The 19,603-nt window shown below is 62.8% G+C and carries 18 protein-coding genes; 5 read left to right on the top strand and 13 right to left on the bottom strand.

Going from position 1 to position 19,603, the window contains the following annotated elements; translation table 11 throughout:
• Window positions 1-73 precede the first annotated feature (73 nt).
• Window positions 74-385 carry a DUF4229 domain-containing protein gene (locus tag EU811_RS08830; RefSeq protein WP_142938107.1) on the bottom strand — a complete coding sequence of 104 codons (312 nt, stop codon included), beginning with the start codon at window positions 383-385 and terminating at the stop codon, window positions 74-76.
• 87 nt (window positions 386-472) lie between these two features.
• On the opposite strand from EU811_RS08830, the gene EU811_RS08825 reads away from it, so the two are divergent.
• Both EU811_RS08825 and EU811_RS08820 read left to right on the top strand, forming a co-directional pair.
• Window positions 473-913, top strand: a complete 441-nt coding sequence (locus EU811_RS08825; RefSeq protein WP_142938106.1) for a PLD nuclease N-terminal domain-containing protein — start codon at window positions 473-475, stop codon at window positions 911-913.
• A gap of 5 nt (window positions 914-918) precedes the next feature.
• Window positions 919-1,521, top strand: coding sequence for a hypothetical protein (locus EU811_RS08820; protein ID WP_142938105.1), 603 nt, complete (start codon window positions 919-921; stop codon window positions 1,519-1,521).
• Here EU811_RS08820 and EU811_RS08815 read toward each other — a convergent pair.
• The 10 genes from EU811_RS08815 to EU811_RS08770 all read right to left on the bottom strand — a co-directional run bounded on the left by EU811_RS08815 (window position 1,518) and on the right by EU811_RS08770 (window position 15,632).
• The gene (locus EU811_RS08815; RefSeq protein ID WP_142938104.1) at window positions 1,518-2,993 is read right to left on the bottom strand and encodes a dynamin family protein; all 1,476 of its coding nucleotides are present in this window, start codon (window positions 2,991-2,993) and stop codon (window positions 1,518-1,520) included. The two genes, EU811_RS08820 and EU811_RS08815, sit on opposite strands and share 4 nt — an antisense overlap.
• The gene (locus EU811_RS08810; RefSeq protein ID WP_142938103.1) at window positions 2,990-4,891 is read right to left on the bottom strand and encodes a dynamin family protein; all 1,902 of its coding nucleotides are present in this window, start codon (window positions 4,889-4,891) and stop codon (window positions 2,990-2,992) included. The genes EU811_RS08815 and EU811_RS08810 overlap by 4 nt, the downstream gene beginning before the upstream one ends.
• Before the next feature lie 149 nt (window positions 4,892-5,040).
• Window positions 5,041-6,402, bottom strand: coding sequence for an IniB N-terminal domain-containing protein (locus EU811_RS23510; protein WP_160147630.1), 1,362 nt, complete (start codon window positions 6,400-6,402; stop codon window positions 5,041-5,043).
• 172 nt (window positions 6,403-6,574) lie between these two features.
• A complete protein-coding gene (locus tag EU811_RS08800; RefSeq protein ID WP_142938102.1) occupies window positions 6,575-8,467 on the bottom strand; it encodes a LuxR C-terminal-related transcriptional regulator in 1,893 nt (630 codons plus the stop codon).
• A 3-nt stretch (window positions 8,468-8,470) separates the two neighbouring features.
• On the bottom strand, window positions 8,471-10,603 hold the full coding sequence (locus EU811_RS08795) for an Hsp70 family protein (RefSeq protein WP_142938101.1): 2,133 nt from the start codon (window positions 10,601-10,603) through the stop codon (window positions 8,471-8,473).
• A 210-nt stretch (window positions 10,604-10,813) separates the two neighbouring features.
• On the bottom strand, window positions 10,814-11,881 hold the full coding sequence (ccsB, locus tag EU811_RS08790; RefSeq protein ID WP_142938100.1) for a c-type cytochrome biogenesis protein CcsB: 1,068 nt from the start codon (window positions 11,879-11,881) through the stop codon (window positions 10,814-10,816).
• Window positions 11,881-13,596 (bottom strand): cytochrome c biogenesis protein ResB, encoded by a 1,716-nt coding sequence (gene resB, locus EU811_RS08785; protein WP_142938099.1) that lies wholly within the window; start codon window positions 13,594-13,596, stop codon window positions 11,881-11,883. The genes ccsB and resB overlap by 1 nt, the downstream gene beginning before the upstream one ends.
• Window positions 13,596-14,351, bottom strand: a complete 756-nt coding sequence (locus EU811_RS08780) for a cytochrome c biogenesis CcdA family protein (protein WP_142938098.1) — start codon at window positions 14,349-14,351, stop codon at window positions 13,596-13,598. The genes resB and EU811_RS08780 overlap by 1 nt, the downstream gene beginning before the upstream one ends.
• A 5-nt stretch (window positions 14,352-14,356) precedes the next feature.
• A complete protein-coding gene (locus tag EU811_RS08775) occupies window positions 14,357-14,962 on the bottom strand; it encodes a TlpA family protein disulfide reductase (protein WP_142938097.1) in 606 nt (201 codons plus the stop codon).
• Window positions 14,963-14,966: 4 nt separating this feature from the next.
• Entirely contained in the window at window positions 14,967-15,632 is a 666-nt protein-coding gene (locus tag EU811_RS08770; protein ID WP_142938096.1) for a histidine phosphatase family protein, read from the bottom strand.
• A 207-nt stretch (window positions 15,633-15,839) separates the two neighbouring features.
• On the opposite strand from EU811_RS08770, the gene EU811_RS08765 reads away from it, so the two are divergent.
• From EU811_RS08765 to EU811_RS08750, 3 genes are all read left to right on the top strand, one after another.
• Window positions 15,840-16,391: a YceI family protein gene (locus EU811_RS08765; RefSeq protein WP_024817916.1), complete on the top strand. Its 552-nt coding sequence runs from the start codon at window positions 15,840-15,842 to the stop codon at window positions 16,389-16,391.
• A 190-nt stretch (window positions 16,392-16,581) separates the two neighbouring features.
• A complete protein-coding gene (locus EU811_RS23870) occupies window positions 16,582-17,304 on the top strand; it encodes a hypothetical protein (protein ID WP_166841798.1) in 723 nt (240 codons plus the stop codon).
• 261 nt (window positions 17,305-17,565) lie between these two features.
• A complete protein-coding gene (locus EU811_RS08750; protein WP_142938095.1) occupies window positions 17,566-18,336 on the top strand; it encodes a hypothetical protein in 771 nt (256 codons plus the stop codon).
• A 47-nt stretch (window positions 18,337-18,383) separates the two neighbouring features.
• On the opposite strand, the gene EU811_RS08745 is transcribed toward EU811_RS08750, so the two are convergent.
• A complete protein-coding gene (locus EU811_RS08745; RefSeq protein ID WP_142938094.1) occupies window positions 18,384-19,091 on the bottom strand; it encodes a redox-sensing transcriptional repressor Rex in 708 nt (235 codons plus the stop codon).
• 76 nt (window positions 19,092-19,167) lie between these two features.
• Window positions 19,168-19,422: a glutaredoxin family protein gene (locus EU811_RS08740; protein WP_142938093.1), complete on the bottom strand. Its 255-nt coding sequence runs from the start codon at window positions 19,420-19,422 to the stop codon at window positions 19,168-19,170.
• Between the last annotated feature and the right edge of the window lie 181 nt (window positions 19,423-19,603).

The raw sequence follows: 19,603 nt of genomic DNA, 5'->3' as shown, positions 1-19,603 counted from the left end.
ACCTTTATACGAGTTTTTGTACAGCTAACGCCCCCAAGAAGCCTTCTTAGGGGCGTTAGCTGTACAAAAACTCCTAGACAGAGCCCGGGCGTTTGTCGTTGTTAACGGCGATGTCCGGGTTTTTCTCTACCAAGCCGTCCTCGGCTGCGGCGTCTTCAACCTCACCCGCGGTGCGAATCGGCTTGGCCCGCCCGGAGAAACGCTCGCGCATGGCCGCAGTGGCGGCGTCGCGCTGTTTTTGGAAGAAGAGGTAGCTGATGGCGAAGGCAATCAGACCGGCGAACACCACAGCCAGGATCCAACCAACCCCCAAAAAGGCGAACAACACGAACAACGGCACGAACAGTGCCAGGCGGATGAGGGAATACTTCAGGAAAGCCACCATCCAAGTTTAGCCGCCCGGATGGTTGCACTCTGATCACAGCCGCAAGAGGGCGTCCAGTGATTGGCTTCCGGCGACTAGACTTGGTGCATGCTCCGGGTTGTAGGCGTCGTCATTGTATTGGTCATCTTTGTCTATGCCTTGGTGGACGTCATCCGCACCGACGGCCACCAGACACGCGGGATCTCCAAACCCGCGTGGATCATTGTGATGATCGTCCTCCCGCTGCTGGGCGCGATCCTCTGGTTCATTTTCGGCCGCCCTTACAACAAACCCAAAGCCGCACCGGTTCGACGCCAGCCCACAGCTCCGGATGACGACCCCGAATTCCTCCGCAACCTGGAAACCCGCCGCCGTAACCAGGCTGAAGACGATCGCCTGAAAAAGCTCAAAGCGGACTTGGAAGCCAAGGAACGCGATCTTGGCGAGAAGCCCGGCGATGGCAGCGGCGACGCCAAAAACAACGGATTCAAACCCGGCGATGCCAAGCGTACCGAGCCGGATCCGCATGATACGGACGAGCTGAAGTAGGGAACATGGCCCAGCAACCTGATGGATCACGGCAGACACCTTCCTCCACGCCATCAGTCAGCGGGCCCGCGTCACCCTCCGCACCACCGCCGCGCCCCGGCATTTCACTTTCCACGCCCCCGCCCATAGCAGCGGTGGTCAAACCTCCCGCACTAGCGCGATGGTCGCGCTCACTATGGGTGGCCAGCTTCGTGGCGGGGATAGCCGTGGTGGCCACAGGCTTTCTGGGCCGTGATTCCCACTTCGAACGCTTGAAGGGGGTCATCGGAGGCATGGTTCCCGAGGGCGACGCCAATGCAGTGGAGGGGGCCACTGCGGTGGTGTTCCTGGGAAGCCTCGCCATGCTGGCCCTGGTGGTGGCCATGGAAGCGACCCTGCTGGCGGCCCTGTTTAGACGCCGCATCTGGGCGCGCTGGGCCTTGGCCCCGCTGGTCCTCCTGCACGCTGTGGTCACCGTCATCACCGCCGACTTCGTGGTGGCGCCCGGAGCCGATGGCGTCCTGACAACTGTGCTCTTGGCGGCCCAATTCATCCTGGCCGCTGCTGGCCTGATCCTGCTGTTTCTCCCATCCACCACCAGCTGGCTGCTGAGCGAACGGTTTTCTTAGCGAACGGCCGGAATTGCGGCCAACATCCCTTCGCAACTGCGCAGGACTACGCGGCATGCGTCCAGTGCGGCCGGCTCAGTGAGCGGGTTTTCCGCGATTAACCGCCAACGGTTAAAGGCGTTCCGTGCCGCCTCACTGATCTGCTCCGGGGTTGCCCCGGGATCCAAGCCCAACCTCAGCTGGGGGGTACTGCCGTGGCCGCCTACCAACTGCTCGGCTTCCGCAGACAACTCCGGGGTCAGGCTTAGTCCCGTCGTTCGCAGCGTCCCTAGGAGTTTCAACTCCCGGAACTCGTGCGCGCCAGCCTGCAGCCTCTCCAAGCCGGCTTCCAGCGGAAGCACGGTATCCCGCGGTGAACCGCGCAGCAAAGCTTCCAAACCCACGACGGCGGCACGGGTCTTGAGTGCGTCCGCCCGGGTTTGGAACAAAGAGGCGATATTCTGGAGCAACTGGCCAAGTCCGCTGCGCCGTGCCAACTCATGGGCTAGTTCCGTGGGGTTGCTGATTCCGCCCCGGATCAGTGCAACACCAAGGCGAATGCCGAAAAGGCCGAATCTTTGCACGAGGAACGCTTTGGCTTCCGGTGTCAGCTCAGCGGGTTCGCTGGCCCGGACAAAGAGGTCCGCTGATAGCATCAGCCTTTCCCGCTGGTTCCTGTCCATCAGCGCCAACACCTGCATGGCTTCAAAATCCGTTTGGCGCATGGTCCGCGAGCTTTGCGCAAGCAGCCCGGCAACCGGCACGACGCCCAGCGCAAGCGGCCTGAGGTTCTGGTCCCTGCTGTATCTATCAGCGATCACCGCGGCGGAGATGAGGGAGTCGATTCTTCCCGCACCGATCTCGTCGGCCCGGGACAGGACCGCCAACGCATTGACAGTCCCGGATTGACCCGCGGCGGTGTCCTTAAAGGACTCGAGGAACCTGACGTCGGAGGCATGAAGATGCCGCATGAGATAGATGACAGCATCGGCAGCCATGGGGGCGTCCTCGGGTAGGAGGAATTCTGCGGAGCGCCCTGACACATCCCGGGACAACGAGGCGATCCCCGGGGTATCGATCAGCGTCAGCTCCCTCAGGCTCGCTGCCGGCCAATCCACCACCAAGCGTTCCACGTCCTCAGGCCGGACATCGCCCAAGCTGAAGATCAAACGGCCATCCTCACGGGTAACCGGGAGCGCAAGCGGCTCCCCGATGATGGGATGAAGCGTAATCCTGGGAGTATGCCCGTACCGGTACCAGGTGACGATTCGGGTGCATTCCCCGGCATCGGTGGGCGCGATTTCTTCTCCGATGATCGCATTGAGGAGAGTGGATTTGCCGGCCTTGACCATACCGGCCACGGCTACCCGCAACGGCCCTTCCAGCCTGCCCTCGAGCTCCTCCACCACTGCCAGAGCCGCTGCGTCGTGCTGGAAAGCCTCCCTTGCTTGCCGGAGCAGGTCAGATGCTCCGGCGATGCCCGAGTCCATCATCCTGCCGGGACCGCCGACGTTGACGTGGTGGATGGGGGCAGGTTGTTGGCCTGGGCGGTTGCGGGTGGCTCTTGGTGCAGTTGATGCGCGGCCTTCGCCAGGGCGTCCACTGCTGTGAGCTGGTTCCGTATCTCTTTGATTCTCATGTCCCGCTCAACCGCGTACGTGGCTGCCGCTTTCTGTGCGGCCGCAACGGATTCTGTCAGGGAACGGTGGTGCTCTTCGGCGATCTCCGTGAAATGGTCGCGTGTGGCACGCTGGACCAGCCGCAGCCTGTCTTTGAGCTGCTTGCCCACTTGGAACACAACATCATCAACGTGCTTCCGTACCAGCACCTTCGCTTCGGACTGGCGTTGTTTCAGGCGCGCTTCTTTGTCTTCCCTATAGGCTTTCCGTCCCAGCATCAGGCCGGCCCCAACCGATAGCGGATTGATAAGGGCCATCCCAAAGATGCCCGTCAGGAGGCCGAACATCAGTACGCCTCCGTAGGACCCGCGCATCCCGATCAGCACTTTCTGCAGCGGCCCGAGCCTGCCATCCTGCATCTCCTGGATGTCGGCTACAGGGTCCAGTACGCCGCCGGTGTCTGCCACTTTCAAGGCGGGGAGGGCCACCACTTCCTCTGAGAAGTGCTCCGCCACCTGGGTGGCCAACCATTGCGCACGTTCGCTGGTCCACACGAAGGTATCTGAAACCGCCGCTGCCGTGCTCTGTTCCAGCCATTGCGTGAACTGCTCCCACGCGGGTCCAGGGTCCCCTTGATCAATGGCAGTTTCGGCCTCGCGTTGTATCCGGCGGAGCCTGTCCCTCAAGTCGTACTCCAGGTCGGCGATCAGGTCACCAATGCCGTCATTGAGGGTGATCTGCCAACGGGCGGAGCGTTTGCGCAGCGAGTCCGCGTCCTCCTTCGCCGCGTTCAGGCCAGCGATCATTTGTGGTGTTCCTGCCGGGTTTTCCAAGGCTTCAAGTTCCGACTGCAAAGCCAGCCGAAGGTTTTCGGTGACAGACAAAAGGTCGTTGCTGACGGATCTGCGTTGCATCCTGGCCGCCCCGCCCACAATGTTGTTCCGCAAATGGCCGATCAGCGCGGGAAATCCTGATTCGGCGTTCAATTCCTGGTCCTGCAGCCGCGACGCATGGAGCCGCAACTCCGAGGACACTGGAAAGAGTGGAATATCGGGCCCGACGCTGGCCAGGTGTCTTTGATCCAGCTCAGCGATTTGGCGCCAACTGGGATAAAGATCTGTCTTGGACAACACACACAGGACGTTCGGGCTGATGCGCATCGCTTGACTCAGGAACCGCATCTCCGGTTCGGTGTATTCCTGCGATGCATCGGAGACGAACACCATGGCGTGGGCCGATGGCAAGGCAGTCAACGTGGTCAGTGTGTGTGTTGAGCCCAGTCCGCCAACGCCAGGGGAATCGACGATCGTCAGTCCACCGCTCAGCAGCTTCCGGGGCAGTGACACTTCTGCGGCCACGATGTTCTTCGCGTTGCCCGGATTACCTTTCTCTGAGACGTATTCCGCGAGTTGATCCAGGTGGACGGGTTGCCTTTCCAAGCCGTTTTCGCGTCCTCCGGCATCTCCTTCGGCCTCCGGTCCGCTGCTTTGTTGGGCGGGAACGAGAACGACCGCCGACGCCGGGTCCCCGTGCCGCACAACTGTTGGGACGGCGGTGGCAATGTCGTCATCCACCGGGCAGACAGGTGCGTTCACCAGCGCGTTGATGAGCTGGCTCTTCCCTTTTTTGAACTCGCCCACCACGATCACACGGACACTGGGATCGCTGAGGCGGGTGAGGGTATTTTCCAGACGACGCCGGAGGTCGTTCCGGTCCCCTGCCAGCGCCATGCCCTGTTCCACCAAGATGGTCATGCGTCCTGTTTCCGTCACCGTCTGTCCTTTGTCCCTTGTTTTCCAGCGCCGCTCCAGTGAAGAGGCCACGAAGTGCCCGGCAAACGTTATGGCGTCTGCCGGGCACTGCTGGGGTTTTCGTAAATGTTGTGTCAAAAATTCTTTACGACGTTTGGACCTTCCTGGTGCTAGTCGATTTCCACATCGTTCTTGGCGACGACGATCGAATCATCAATGTCGTTGTATTCAACCTCAACGTCGAGTTCGTTGTCGGCGATGACGGTGTTGTCCTCGACGTTGGTGTATTCGAGTTCCAGCTCGTTGTCCTGGATGACCGTGGAGTCGTAGTTGACCTGCACGTCCTCGACGTCGATGTCGGTGGAGTTATCAACTTCCAGCTCGTTGTCCTGTACAACGATGGATTCGTTGATGAGCTGAACGTCTTCGACGTCCACATCCGTGGAGTTGTCGTTGAACGAATCGGTGACGTTCACGGAGTTGTCCGTGACGGAGTTGTCGGAATTATCCGAGTTGTCCGAGTTGTCAGAGTTGTCGTTGAACGAATCCGAGACGTTGACCGAGTTATCCGAGTTGTCCACGGAGTTGTCCGTGTTGAACGAGTCCTCGATGTCCACATCAACATCAACATCGGTGTTGTAGGAGTCCTTGGTCACCGAATGATCGGAGTTGTCGTTGAACGAATCCTTGACCTCAATGTCCGTGTTGCCTACTTCAACATCACCGTCGCCGGACTCCGTAATGTTCACCGAGTTATCCGTTGAATGGTCATCGGTGGTGGTAGTGGTTGTAGTCGTGGTGGTGTTGCCCGAATTGCTGACGTCGTCGCCGGCAGCAATAGCGCCGTCGCCGGAGGCCACCACAGCGTCCTGGTTGAAGAGTTGCGTGACATCGCCGTCGGCCCAGATGTTCTGGTTCACCGACTGGTCAGTGATGGTGTCGCGGTCGTCGATGGTGGTGGTGTAGGAGTAATTGTTCACCACGTGGACCAGCTGCTGAACGGCATGTGCGTGGTCGTCCCAGTCGCCGCCACCGCCACCGCCGCCGTGACCGCCGCCGTCGTGGCCACCGTGGTCGCCGCCGTCGTGGCCACCGTGGTCGCCGCCCCCGCCACCACCGTGGCCGCCATGTCCGTGATCGTCGTCGTCGTGTCCACCCCAGCCGCCGCCACCGCCGCCGCCACCGTGGCCGCCATGTCCGTGATCGTCGTCATCATGGTCCGGGCGTCCGCCGCCACCGCCGCCACCACCGTGGGGGTGATCATCGTCGTCACGGCCGCCCCAGGCACCCCCGCCACCGGTGGAAGCATGATTGCCGCCAGTGTTGTATTCGCGGTCGAACGAGGAACGGGCGCTGATGGGTGCGTAGTCCAGGACAACCGGACGAACGGCGTCGACGTCGGCCGACGAGACGTCACGCAAACCCGCTGCAGCGAGCGCAGCTTCCGGATCACGGACGAACTCTTCAGCGGCATCAGGATCATTGAACAGGCTCATCAGGAACTGCACGAGCTGTTGTGCGAGTGTAGGCATTGGAGTGCTCCCTCAAATTCTGTGGTGTGTGGTTGGCCCGGCGCCTTTGCCGGGCTTGCATTCAACGTATTGCCGGGCCGGGGGTCCGGGCATCGGGGGTGGTCCCCCTACCCAGTCACCCACCGTTAGGGGATGGCGGGGTTTCCCGTTAGGGGGTGAAGGGGTATGCCGCCTACGGAGGCGGGTACCCCTCCCCCAACGCCAGCCGTAACCGGACCAAGAGCTCCGAACGGTTTTCCGCTCCCAGACGTCGCCGCATACGTGCCACGTGATGCTCCGCCGTGCGGGGAGAGATATAGATGGCCTCACCGATCTCCCGGTAGGTCTTGCCTTCAAGGATGAGTCGGCCCACTTCACGTTCCCGGGCGCTGAGCCCTGAGGTGTCGGGAGTTCCGGGACCACCATTGCCAAAGTCCATGACGGGTTGAGCTGTAGCGCTAGAGCGCGCGTCCTCTGGCCGTTGGGCCGCCCCGGCAGGCGGTGCTGCACTTTGGGGATGAATATCCCTGGCGCACGCCAGTAGTTTCACCATGTCTCGTCGCTCATCCGCGTGCGCGGCGGCGTGGCCCGCCAAGCGCGCGCCCTCCCAAGGCATCCCGACGGCGGCCAACCCACGGGCCGCTGTTTCGACGTCGGACGCTTCAAATCGGCCTGCCAGGACGGAGACCCACGCCTTGCCGCCTGTGGCGAGCACGGACGCCAGATGGCTGTGTTCAGAGGCGCGCACGAGTGCTGCAGCGTGTGGTGCCAGTCCGGCGGGGTCTTCGCTGAGCAAAGCCGCCTGCACCGCCGCCCAGTGCAATGGAACGGACCACAAGGGCGGTTTGCCCAGCCTGCCCAGCAGCTCCCAGGCGTTGTCCAGGTAATGGCCAACCCTCCTTGATTCCCGAAGCCGGGCCGCGGTGATCATGAGTTCGCCCCACGGCAGGAGGCTGAAGAGATCCACGGACACATGCATCATCGCTTCGCGGGCTCTCTCCCAGGCAAGCACGAGCTCGTGCATGTCACTGCCGCGCCGGGCAAGGCCCACCTCCAGTGCCGCAAGCAAAAACTCATCCCTTGGTGCCAAGGACCAATGGTTGGCTTTGAGGGCCTCGTTGATGGCCAGGATGGCGTCATCGGCGTTGTCCTGTTGCATGGAGGACCACGCCCGCAACAGGAACAGCCGTGGTCGCGCTGCGTCGCCCCCTTGACCGGCCGCCAGCGCTGCTTTGAGCACTGTGTCCGCCACCTCCGGCTCCCCGCTGTGGAGAGCGCATAAGGCGGCCAAGGCTCCGGGTGTTTCCGGGAGGGGGATGGATGTGCCTGCCGCGTTCATCATGTCCGAGGCCCGGATGAGCTCAGGCAGCGCCAGTTCCGGGGCCGGCCCCAAGGTTCGGCGGAGCCCTTCCTGGGTCAGTGACAACGCCACTGCCAGGAGCGTCGGAGAACCGCTCGGCGGAGCAGCTGCCAGAAACTCTTCGGCAGCCGCGGCATTTCCGGTCCCGATCATGGCCACAGCAGCAAGGGGTGCCGAACCATCGATCCTGTTCGGCCCAAGCCAGCTGTAAGTATCGGCGCTCCGGGACAGCATTCCGCGCTGCGCCCAGACCGCCGAGGCTACGTCTACTCCCAGTCGCAGGTCCGGTGCCTCGGGCACGGCCAGGAGTCTGTCCGCGATTCTGCCTGCAGCATCCAAATCACCAGTCGCGGCAGCAGCCTGGGCGCGTCTTGCGGCCTTGGCGGCCTCGTCACCCCCGGCCAAAAGAGCTTCGGCGTAGAGCTCTGCAGCCAGCCGCGGGTCATTTTCCAGCGCTTCATCTGCGCAGCGTTCGAGCTCAGCCACCACGCGGGGATCCTTGAAACCCGTCCGCGCAAGGTCACGGGCCAGTTCCCCCAAGTGCTGGCCGTCCTGAATGGTCTTGTCCACCAGCTCTTTTTGCATTGCACGGGTGCGGGCAGGTGGAGTTTCCTTCAGCAAGGCATACCGTGCCGTTGCTGCGTCCCAGGTATCGGTTGTCGCTGTGAGGGGGTGATCTTCTGCGCCGGGACCATAGTGGCCGGGCATATGGTCATGTCCCGTCATGGGTTAGACCGCCGAGAGCAGCGACGGATCCGCAGCGGGGCTGGTTTCCGTTGGTAACGGAGCCGGGTCAGGGACGGCCGGCGGTGTGGTCTCTTGCGGCAGTATTGGTTCCTGTGCCGGGGGTGGAGGGTCTTGGACCACCGTCGGCTCGGGCGCCGGCACGGTCGGTTCCGGCGTTGGGGGTGGAGTCACTGGGTCCGCGGGAGTACTCGGAGGTGTTGTCGGTTCTGTTACCGGTGGGGTGGTGGGCTCGGTCGTTGGCGGTGTTGTGGTCGGTGGCGGAGTCGGTCCGCTGGCGGCACCTCCTGTGGGATCAGGTGCAGGGGTCGCTGGCGGGGTCTGGGTACCTGGAGCCTGGGTACCTGGAGCCGGAGTGCCCGGCGTCTGAGTACCCGGAGCCGGTGTAGTCGGTGGGGTGGACGCCCCCGGCGCAACCGGTGGGGTGGTGCCGGCCGCGCCGGTTCCCGTCCCGGCAGTGGTTCCGGAGCCGGACCCGGCGCTTCCTGTACCACCGGTACCCGCGCTGGTTGACCCGGGGTTCGTACCCTGAGTGTTTGCACCTTTGGCTGGCGCCTTTCCGTTGGATCCAGCCCTCGTGACGCCCGCCCTGGCGCTCGCTTCGAGTCCGCCCGCCAGTCCTCCGACAACCGGGACCGAAGCACCTGCGCCTCCAGCGCCGTTGCCTTGGGCGCCGGGAACCTGTGCCCCGGCTGCCTGCGCACCGCCGTCGCGTATGACATCCGCTGCCTGATTGCCGAACATGGTGGCCAGCAGTCCTGAGCCTTCGGGGCTTTGGGCCGCCGTGGCAGTCGCGATGGTCAGCGCGGCAGCGGCCGCAGCGGCTGCTGCCGCCATCCGCACGCGGGGCCGCGGGGCATGCCGGCCTGGTGTGGTCACACCGGATTTGGGGTGGTTGAATGCCGGAGCCCTGCCCGGGACGTGCGGCCTCCGCATCGCAGCCGCCGCGCTTGTTTTTACAGGCCCGGATGGCAGAGCTGCAGCGGCCGGAGCTGAAGCGGCCGTGGCCGAGGCTGCCGCGGCATCCACTGCGTCCGCCCCCTGCGAGAGCAGGCCAGCGACAGCAGCGCCACGGCAGATAGACGATTTGGGATCGGCGTCAACGGCGATTGGACGGTCAAGTTCCACGGAAATCAGCTCTGCCACGAGTGGAATCCGGGAAGACCCGCCGATGAGCAGCACTGCGCTGAGATCCTGGGCTTGGAGGTTGACGGTTCTCAGGCTGCGTTGGAGGGCGTCCACGGTATCCCTGACAGGGGCCTCGATCATCGCCTCGAATTCGGAACGGACCAGCCGCACCGACGTCTGGGTTCCGGGCAGGGATACGGCCACGCTGGCTTCGCTGTCCAGTGAGAGTGCCTCCTTGGCTTCCCGGCATTCCCGCCTCAACCGTGCCAGTGCAGCCAAGGTCTCGGGAGAGGCCGGGTCCATGGCCGGGCCGTCGCCAAGGTGACCCATGACGTGGCGCAGGACGGCGGCGTCGAAATCGGCGCCGCCCAGAGTTTCAATGCCGTCCGGACGGCCCAATAGCTCAAAGTTGCCCGCTCCGGCTTTGCGAAGGATTGCGGTGTCGAACGTACCGCCGCCGAGGTCGTACACCGCGATGATGCTGCCGTCCTCCACGCGCGTTTGGGAGGCGTAGTGCAGCGCAGCCGCTTCCGGCTCGCTGATCAGGGTGATGTCCTGCAGGCCTGCCATGGTGAGCGCTGCCAGGACCAGTGAGGTGCGGTGCTGACCCCACGCTGCAGGGTGGGTCATGATGATCGACGTCGGCGCGGTGCCCTCGCGCTCTTGGGCCTTGTCCACCACCCATCGGGCCATGGTGGCGTACACGTCCTCGGGTGCCAGCCAGCCCTCGCCCACAGCGAGGGGAACGGAGTCACCTATGCGGCGCTTGAACTCCCGCACCATGCGTTGGGGGTCGTCCAGACCGCGACGTTCGGCGGCTTCTCCTACCAGCACCCGGCCGTCGCCGGCATAAAACAGTACAGAGGGCACGGCACTGCCATGCAATCCCAACGAGAGAATTTCAGGGGTTGGAGTGGGTCCTTGGCAGGGCTTGACAAGGGCTGCGGCGGTAAAACTTGTTCCGACATCGATGGCGAGAACATAGCTCATGGTTACCTCGAAAAGGTCACGGCGCGTCGCTAGCGGGCTGCATCACAAGCGGGTCCTGAACAAGGTAGCACCTGCCCCTGACGGGCAAAAGGCTTAGTTGCAACACCAAATTGTCATGATTGCTACACCGATTTGTCATACTCCGCGACCGTCATCCGCGTGCAGGAGCAAAGCCCCTGCTCAGAGGGCCAAAGCGGCAGGCCCCTCGGCCTAAAGCCCCGAGTAGGAGTGCAGACCGTTGAAAACGGTATTGACGAGCGTGAAGTTGATGATGACGCAGGCGTAGCCAACAATTGACAACCATGCGGCACGGGTTCCGGTCCAACCGCGTGTGGCCCGGGCATGCAGGTAGCCCGCGTAGACCACCCAGATCACAAAGGTCCACACTTCCTTGGGGTCCCAGCCCCAGAACCGGCCCCAGGCCTTCTCGGCCCAGATCGCCCCGAACATGAGGGTAAACGTCCAGCCGATGAAAGCGATGGCGTTAATGCGGTAGGAGAGATTCTCAAGGCTCAAGGCGTTCGGAACCAGGCGCATGAAGCCCAACTTGTCCGCACGGCCGGCAGCCAGGTTCTTTTGGCGATGCGATTGCAGCAACTGCAGCACGGACATGGCAAACGTCAGGGTGAACAGTGCAGAGGACAGCACCGCGATGGAGACGTGGATGATCAACCAGTAACTCTGCAGCGCCGGAACCAAATGGCCCACTGGAGTCCAGAAAGCAGCCGAAGCCGCTACCAGCATGATGATGGCCAAGCCGATCACGAACGTGCCCAGGAAGCGGAGATCCCTACGGATGAGGACTATAAGGAAGACAGCCACTGCCACGAAAGCACCGGTGGTGAGGAACTCGTACATGTTGCCCCACGGCACGCGGCCTGCACCGAAGGCACGCGTCACCACACCCGCACCATGGATCAGCACACCCAGCACGGTCAGCGCGACGGCCACGCGGGCAGGAGCGCGGCGTTCGCCTGCGTACTTCATGTCGCCGGCGGCGGTACCGCCCTCAACGGTGAGGCCCGACGTCGGACGCTCGGCGCGGCCAGCCGGCCCACCGGCGTCGGGACCTCCCAAACCTGCCGCGACACGGCCCGCAGCAACGCTCACCTTGTGGTCGGTGGTGCTGGCCGCAGCCTTCTGGTCCACGGCGCGGAGCATCTTGCTGCTCTTGGCCAGGTCCCAGGCAAAGGCGATGAACGCCACGGTGTACGTGCCGGCGGCCAACAGCATGAACAGCTCGCTGTACTGGCCCAGGGTTTCGTTGATGACGGGCATTACTGGTCCTTCGAGGTTGAGGAAGATCCTGCAGTTGTTGTAGCGGTGTCCGGCGTGGCCGGCGTTTCCGGGATGTTCCATTCCCGGGCAAAGATCTCGCGGAGGGCTGCTGCTTCACCGGCGAGGCGGTGGTCTTCGCCGCGAGCCAGCAGGCCGTATTCCACCATGGTGCGGCCATCGGAGTGGGTTCCGGTGCGGACCCAGACGCGGCGGCGGTTGATGTACAGCGACATGACCAGACCGGCGACTGCGAGGAAACCGAAGATCAAGGCGTACAGCTGGCCGGGGTTGTGGTGGATGTCCACGCCGATGTACTTCTTGACGCCATCGAATGTGATGCTGCCCTTGCCTTCGGGCAGGTCCACGGTGGCTCCGGGCGTCAAGGTGATGCCGCCTGCCGCGAGGTCGCGGGCGTTGAGTGGTTTCAGGTCCTTGACGTCCAGCTCGAACACGTTCTGGGGCACGCCCTTGTCCAGGCCGAGGTCACCATAGAAGGAATTCAGGCTCAGCTGGGGGTTGAAGAGTTCCGGGGAAGCGCTGAACGAGGTGCCGGTCTCTGTAACGAACGCCGTCGGAAGGAAGAAGCCCACAAAGCCCAGCTGTTCCGGCTTGGCATCCGGGACCTTGATGACCACGGACGAGTAATAGTTGTCGCCCTGGACCTTGGCAATCACTGGCCCTTCGAAGGAGACGTTGCCCTCCCCATCGCGGATAGTGACCATGGGCGCGTAGCCGTTTCCGGTGAGATAAAGGCTGGTTCCTCCGAGGGAAACGGGGTCGTTGACCTTCAGTGTTTCCTTCTTGCCCGGCGCATCAGGGGTTTCCTTGGTGGTCACCTCAGCGGTGTAATCGATGGGCTGGCCGGCCTTGCCGGGAGACTCACCGCGATCGAACGTGGCCTCGAACTTGTCCAACTGCATGGAGTACGGCTGGAGTGAACTGCTCTGGAAGTTGGTACCCGGAGTGAATTGGTCATAGCCCACCAGGGTGTTGACGAACGTGTCGCCCTCCACCAGGATTCGCTGGCCGCTGTACCCGAAAAGGCCACCAATGGCCACGGACACCAGCACCCCGATCAATGAGGTGTGGAACACCAGGTTCCCCACTTCCTTCAGGAAGCCGCGCTCGGCACCCAAGGACGGCAGGTCGCCGTCGACGTCCCTGACTTCCACGCGGTAGCCGCGCTTCTTGAGCAGCCCGGCGGCATCGGTGACGGCCTTCGACGCCGGGATCCCGGCGTCGGCGGGCAGCGCCAGAGTGCCGTATTCCGGCAGGCGCGAAAGGCGCCTGGGAGTGCGCGGCGGCTGAGACTTCATGGCCTTGTAATGGGCAATGGCGCGGGGAGTAACGCAGCCGATCAAGGAAATGAACAGCAGGATGTAGATGGCCGAGAACCAGGCCGAGGAATAGACGTCGAACATCTGGAGGGCGTCCAGGAATGGGCCGGTTGTTGGGTTGTTCCTGATCCAGTCAGTAACCACCACCGGATTGGCCGGCCGCTGCGGAAACAGGGAACCCGGGACCGCGCCAACGGCCAGCAGAAGCAGCAGGAACAGAGCCGTGCGCATGCTGGTCAGTTGGGTCCAGGACCACCGGAGCATGCCCTTGAAACCAAGCGCGGGCAGGGCAGCCTCGGACTTGGCCTGCTGGAGTTTTCCGTCCGCTGTGTTCTCAGCGGCTGGTGACTTCTTCTTGGCTTTCACGGACTCGCTCATCAGATTGGCAACTTCACATCGTTTTGGAACCAGTACTGCAACTCGGTCACCCAGGCTCCCCACACTCCGGTGGCCATCAGGATGCCGAGCAAAATCAGAATGCCTCCGCCGATCCGCTGGATGGCCAGCCGATGCTTTCGGAAGAAGGACATGACTCCCATGCCCCGGCGTACGGCCAACGCAATCAGGAGGAACGGAATGCCAAGGCCAAGGCTGTAAACGAACGCCAGGAGGGCACCCTTGGCCGCCGACGAACCGCCGGACAAGCTCAGCAACTGTACCGCGGAGTACGTCGGACCAATGCAGGGCGCCCAACCCAAGCCGAACGTCAGCCCCAGGAGCGGAGCACCCCACAAGCCTGCCGGCGGTTTGGCATGGATTTTCGCGTCCCGCTGGAGCCAGCCGAAACCACCCATGAACACCACGCCCATGATGATCACCAGGATGCCCAGCAGTTGAGTGATCCAGGCGTTTTGCGGACCCGTCAACAACGTTCCAAGCTGACCGAAAGCACCGCCCAAGAGGACAAAAATCGCCGAGAATCCCAGGACGAACAGCCCGATTCCGGCCAGCATACGGCCTCGCCGCTGCTTTTGGAGGTCGACGCCGGTCAGTCCCGTGACGTAGCCAAGGTAACCAGGGACCAGCGGCAGGACGCACGGCGAAAGGAAGGAGACCAGCCCGGCCAGCAATGCCACCGGCACAGCCAGCAGCAGTGATCCGTTGAGGATCGTCTCGGCGAATGGACTGTTCATGGGTGCTACTCCGCCGCTGCGGAGGTGATGAGGGCCTTTAGGGTGCTCTTCTCAATCTCGCCCAGCACGCGGGAGGCAACCTTGCCTTCCTTGTCCAGGACCAGGGTGGTGGGAACCGCACCTGGAGGGACAATGCCGGACACGGACAGCAGCACTGCGCCGTCCTTGTCATCGAAGCTCGGGTAGGTGATGTTGAAGGTCTTGTCGAAGGCCTCAGCGGTGGCTTTTTCGTCACGAAGGTTAACGCCGAAGAACTGGACTCCCTGGTCCTTGAAGTCCTGGTGCAGGGCTTCAAGCTGGGGAGCTTCGATGCGACACGGAGCGCAGGCGGCAAACCAGAAGTTGAGCACGGTGACTTTGCCCTGGAGATCCTCAGGCTTGACGGTCTGTCCATTAAACAAAGTGCCCTTGAGCGCCACCGGAGCTGCGCGGTCAGCCTTCGCGAATTCCGTCACCGAGCCGTCGCCTGCCACGTAGTTCTTGTTATCGCCGGCCTTGGCCTGCTTGGCAAGGGAGTCTTCCTGAGCGCATGCGGACAGGCCCATGGTCAGTCCTGCCAGGAGAACTCCTCCGGCGGTCAGCACGCCGCGGCGTGAAAGATTGTTGTCCATGCCTCTATGCCCCCGGGGTGCTCGCCGCGCCGGGGAGCAGAACGGCAGCAGGCTCGGAGTATTCGACGCGCACGATCTTGCCGGCATCGTCCAAAGTCAAGGATGTCAGGGAGGTGAGGGTGCATTCACGCTTGCGGGGATCGTGCGCGAGGCGGCGGCCCTCAGCGGTCAAACGGGTTGACCAAATGGGAAGTTGGTGGCTCACCAGAATGGCTTCAGCGCCGTCGCCACCGAGCTCGATCGCCTTCACCCGCGCGTCTTCCACAGCCGCCAGAACGCGGGCCGCCTGCTCTTTATAGGGCTCGCCCCAGGAAGGCCGCAGGGGATTCCGGAAGTAGAACCAGTGCTTGGGCTTGAGGAACTCGCTCTTGGTGGGATGGAGTCCCTCAAAGTGGTTCTCGGCTTCGATGATGCGCGGATCAGTGGTGATCTCCAGGTTCAGCGCCTCGGAGGTCGGCATGGCTGTTTCCTGGGCGCGGGTCAGCGGCGAGGCTACCAAATGCACAATCTTGGCACCTTCACTGGCGCGGGCCGTGAAGTGGTCCGCCAACATCCGGGCCATCTCCCGGCCACGCTCTGAGAGGTGGAATTCCGGCAGCCGGCCATAGAGGACGGCGTCGGGATTGTGGACCTCGCCATGGCGAAGCAGATGGACAGTTGCTTGGGGCATGTTTACCAGTTTCTCAAAGAAGCGGGGCGATCCGAAATCTTCTACCGCTAGTAGAACTCAAAGTTTTCCCGAAATGTTCCGTGGAGTTGGAATAAAAGATGCATATGCATGTTTATACTGGGTACGAAGCTCGGTTGACGCTTCAAGCAATGAGCTCGACCGGACAAGCACGCAGTACCCACCACTTGATATAGGAGCAACACCATGATGACTCTCCCCGCTTCCGTCACCACCGGCACCTGGACCCTCGACGCTTCCCACAGCGAAATCGGCTTCACCGTCCGCCACGCAGGCATCAGCAAGGTCCGCGGCCAGTTCAAGGACGCCACGGCCACCTTGGAAGTTGGCGAAACCCTGACCGATTCCAAGGTCACCGCCACCATCCAGACCGCCAGCTTCGACTCCGGCGACGTCAACCGCGACGGGCACGTCAAGGGCGAAGACTTCTTTGACGTAGAGAAGTTCCCGGAAATCACCTTCGTGTCCCGGCACGTCAAGGCCAACGGAAACAGCTTCGACCTCGTGGGCGATCTCACAATCAAGGGAGTGACCAAGGAAGTTTCCATCGAGACCGAATTCAACGGTGTAGCAGTGGACCCCTTCGGCAACACCCGCGCCGGCGTTTCCGGTGAAACCACCATCAGCCGCAAGGACTTCGGCCTTACCTGGAACGCCGTCCTCGAAGCCGGTGGCGTCCTGGTCAGCGACAAGGTTGTCATCAACCTGGAACTCGCTTTCATCGCACCGGCTGCCGCGTAGTCCTTCACCACCCGGCCGGCTTCTGCCGGCCCGCGTCCGCAATCGGCGCCCTGCACAGTCCAATCTGTGGGGGCGCCGTTTCGCGTAGGGAGAAGTCACCTCGCAATTGTTCGGCAAAAGGCCTGTATTTAGCTGCGCGTTAGCTCCGAATTTCCTATGCATCCTTCAACCTGCGGTCTAAAGTGATGCCATGAGTACCCCAGACGAAACACCACAGCCACAGCAGCCCGGCGCTCAGCCTCCGCAGCCCGGCAATGTTCCTCCTGCGGGTCCCCAACCTCCGCAGCGCGGCGACGTCCCTCCCTCCGGCTACCAACCGCCCCAGGGTTACCAGCCACCGCAGGGTTACCAGCCGCCGTCGCAACCCGGCCAATACTCACAGCCCGGACCGGCCCAGCCCGCACCCGGCCAGCCGGGTTTCCACTTTGAAATGCCCACTGACGGACCGCGAAACTTCAACGACGTCATGCCCCAGGGCGGATTCTCGGGAATGTTCAAAACCCAGGGCCTGCCAACGGAACTGAAGGTTTCCTACTTCATCTGGGTGATCTCCGGTCTCCTGGGATTGTTGTTTGGCCTCATCGCCTTCTTCGCGGTGATCGCCGCCTTCGCGTTCGCTCCAGGATTCGCTGCCATCGCACTGATCCTCCTTCTGCTCACCCTGGCCGTCTCTGCCGCCCAGGTGGTCCTGGCCATGAAGATGAAGGAAGGCAAAGAGTGGGCACGCCTCGCCCTGACCATCCTGGCCGGCATCTCCCTCCTGCTGGCAATCTTCGGTGCAGCAAGCGGCGGAGGCTCAGGGATGGGCTTGGGTGGCAACTGGTTCGGCTTCCTGGTCAGCGCCGTAGCCGTGGTACTGATGTGGCTACCTAATTCACAACTGTGGTTCAAGGCAGTCAAGGGCCACGCCTGACACGTACCCAGCTGCCGCCGTCGGGCGTTTTCGACGCAAATGCAGGCTGAAGGCCGCGGTTGAATCCCCAGGGATCCCGCGGCCTTCATCATGAAGGCGTAAGCCCACATGATGATTTTTCCCGCCAGCTGTAAATACCTGCGTGTGATCGTCTGCAGCGCAAGGACCTGGAGGTACGGTGGTAGCAGAACCACGCTGGGGGCAGGGTCGTTTTGCTGATCCCGGCGGCCGCACCAGCAGTCGAACAAGCAAAGGAATGCCATGAGCAACCCTCCGTACCCGCCGTCAAACCCGGGCGACACTAACCAGCCCGGCACAAACGGCTCCCAGCCCCCGGCACCGCAGTACGGTCAGCAGTCCCCCTCCGCACCGCAGTACGGCCAGCAGTCTCCCGCCGCGCCGCAGTATGGCCAGCCAGCCGCGCCGCAGTATGGTCAGCAGTCCCCCGCCGCACCGCAATACGGTCAGCAGGGCTCCCCGTATGGTCAGCCTCCCGCAGCTCCGCAGTACGGCCAGGACACCAACTGGCCAAGCCAGCAGCCCGGACCCACCACCGTCCCGCAGATGGTCAATTACGCCTTCTGGATGATCATCGCCGCCGGAGTTCTATCCGCCATCAGCTCGATTATCCTGGCCACCACCGGTGCGGATGCCTTCATCAATGCCATGAACCAGCAGGCGGCCCAGCAGGGTACCGATTTGCCTGAAGGGTCCATGGAAGGCATGCGTGGCGTCATTGGCGTCAGTGCCATCGTGGGTGCCTTTATTTCCCTGGGCCTCTACGCACTGGTTGCCTTCCCTGTCCGGAAGGGCAAGAACTGGGCAAGGATCCTGGGCACGGTCTTCGCTGCCATTTCTGTTCTGGGCCTCACCAGCTTGTTCCAGTTCGGTGCCACCTACGGCGTCCTGCAGCTCATTGTGATCCTGCTGGGTGTTGCCGCGATCGTTCTGCTGTACCTGCCGGCGTCGGCGCCGTACTTCCGCAAGGCACAGCCTTTCGGCAACCCGTACCAGAATCCGTACGGGCGCTAAACACCCACGCTTCCGAGCAGTACACGCGGGCGCGGACCCGGCGAAGGCTAAACAGCCTGGCCCGGTGTCTGCGCCCGCTGTGCGTGGTAGGCAAGGATCTGTAGCTCGGTTGCCATGTCCACCTTGCGGAGGTTGACGTGCGGCGGGACCTGCAGCAGTACCGGGGCGAAGCTGAGGATGCTCCGGATGCCTGCGGCAATGACGCGGTCGCACACGGCTTGGGCCACCGTGGCAGGCAGGGCCAGCACCACCATGTTGGTGTGGGTCCGTTCCAGGACCCGTTCCAGCTCGGCTGAGTCACTGACCCGCAACCAACCCACTTCATTGCCGATCACCATGGGGTCAGCGTCGAAAATGGCTACGACGTCGAAGCCTCGGGACTCGAAGCCGCCGTACCGGGCGAGGGCTTTGCCGAGGTTGCCGGCGCCCACAATCGCCACCTTCCAGTCGTGGGTCAGCCCCAAGGCTGCTGCTATGTGGCGGCTCAGGTTCTGGACTTCGTAACCTACGCCGCGGGTCCCGTAGGAACCAACGTAGGAAAGGTCTTTGCGGAGCGTGGATGAGCTAACGCCCGAGGCTTCCGCCAGTGCTTCAGAGGAAACCCGTTCAACGCCTTCGGCCAGAAGAGAGTTGAGCGCACGCAAATAGAGGGTCATCCGGGCCACGGCCGCGGGCGGGATCTGCTTGGCGGCAGGCTCATTGTCTCCGGTTGTGGCTTCCGGGGACGGTTCCAGCGCAGTCACGGTATTCTCCATTGCGTCGCTTTGTTGTTCCACTCTATGACCCTCGGGCGGACTCAACAAAAGCCATTACCTGCGGGTAACCCCACCCTCAGCCCTCCAGGACTTTCTTCAAGGTCCGGGTAAGTCGCTGCTCGTCGATCTTCCAGAAATCGCGCTGGATACCGTCCACCAGCACCACCGGGATCTCCTCTGCGAACCGCTCCTGCAGTTGGGGGTCGCCGTCAATCTTTTGCTCGGTCCACTGAACGCCAAGACTTTTTGTGACACGCTCGACGGCGGCACGAGCCTCCGTGCAGAGGTGGCAGTCAGCTTTGGTGAGGAGAACGACGTCGGGAATTGCCATGTCTCAAAGGTACCGGCCCCACGCTCTCTCACATCCCACCCCCTTCCGCCGTCCCTCTCTCACATCCCACCCCCTTCCGGCCGTCCCTCTCTCACATCTCACGCCCGTCCGGCCAACGCTCTCTCACATCCCATGCCCGTCCCGCCAACGCTCTCTCACATCCTGAACTGCTCCCCTGAAG

Origin of the sequence: Arthrobacter sp. TS-15 (genome assembly GCF_006964045.1) — a bacterium.
Classification (GTDB): domain Bacteria; phylum Actinomycetota; class Actinomycetes; order Actinomycetales; family Micrococcaceae; genus Arthrobacter.
This window is presented reverse-complemented; position numbering and strand designations above follow the sequence as displayed.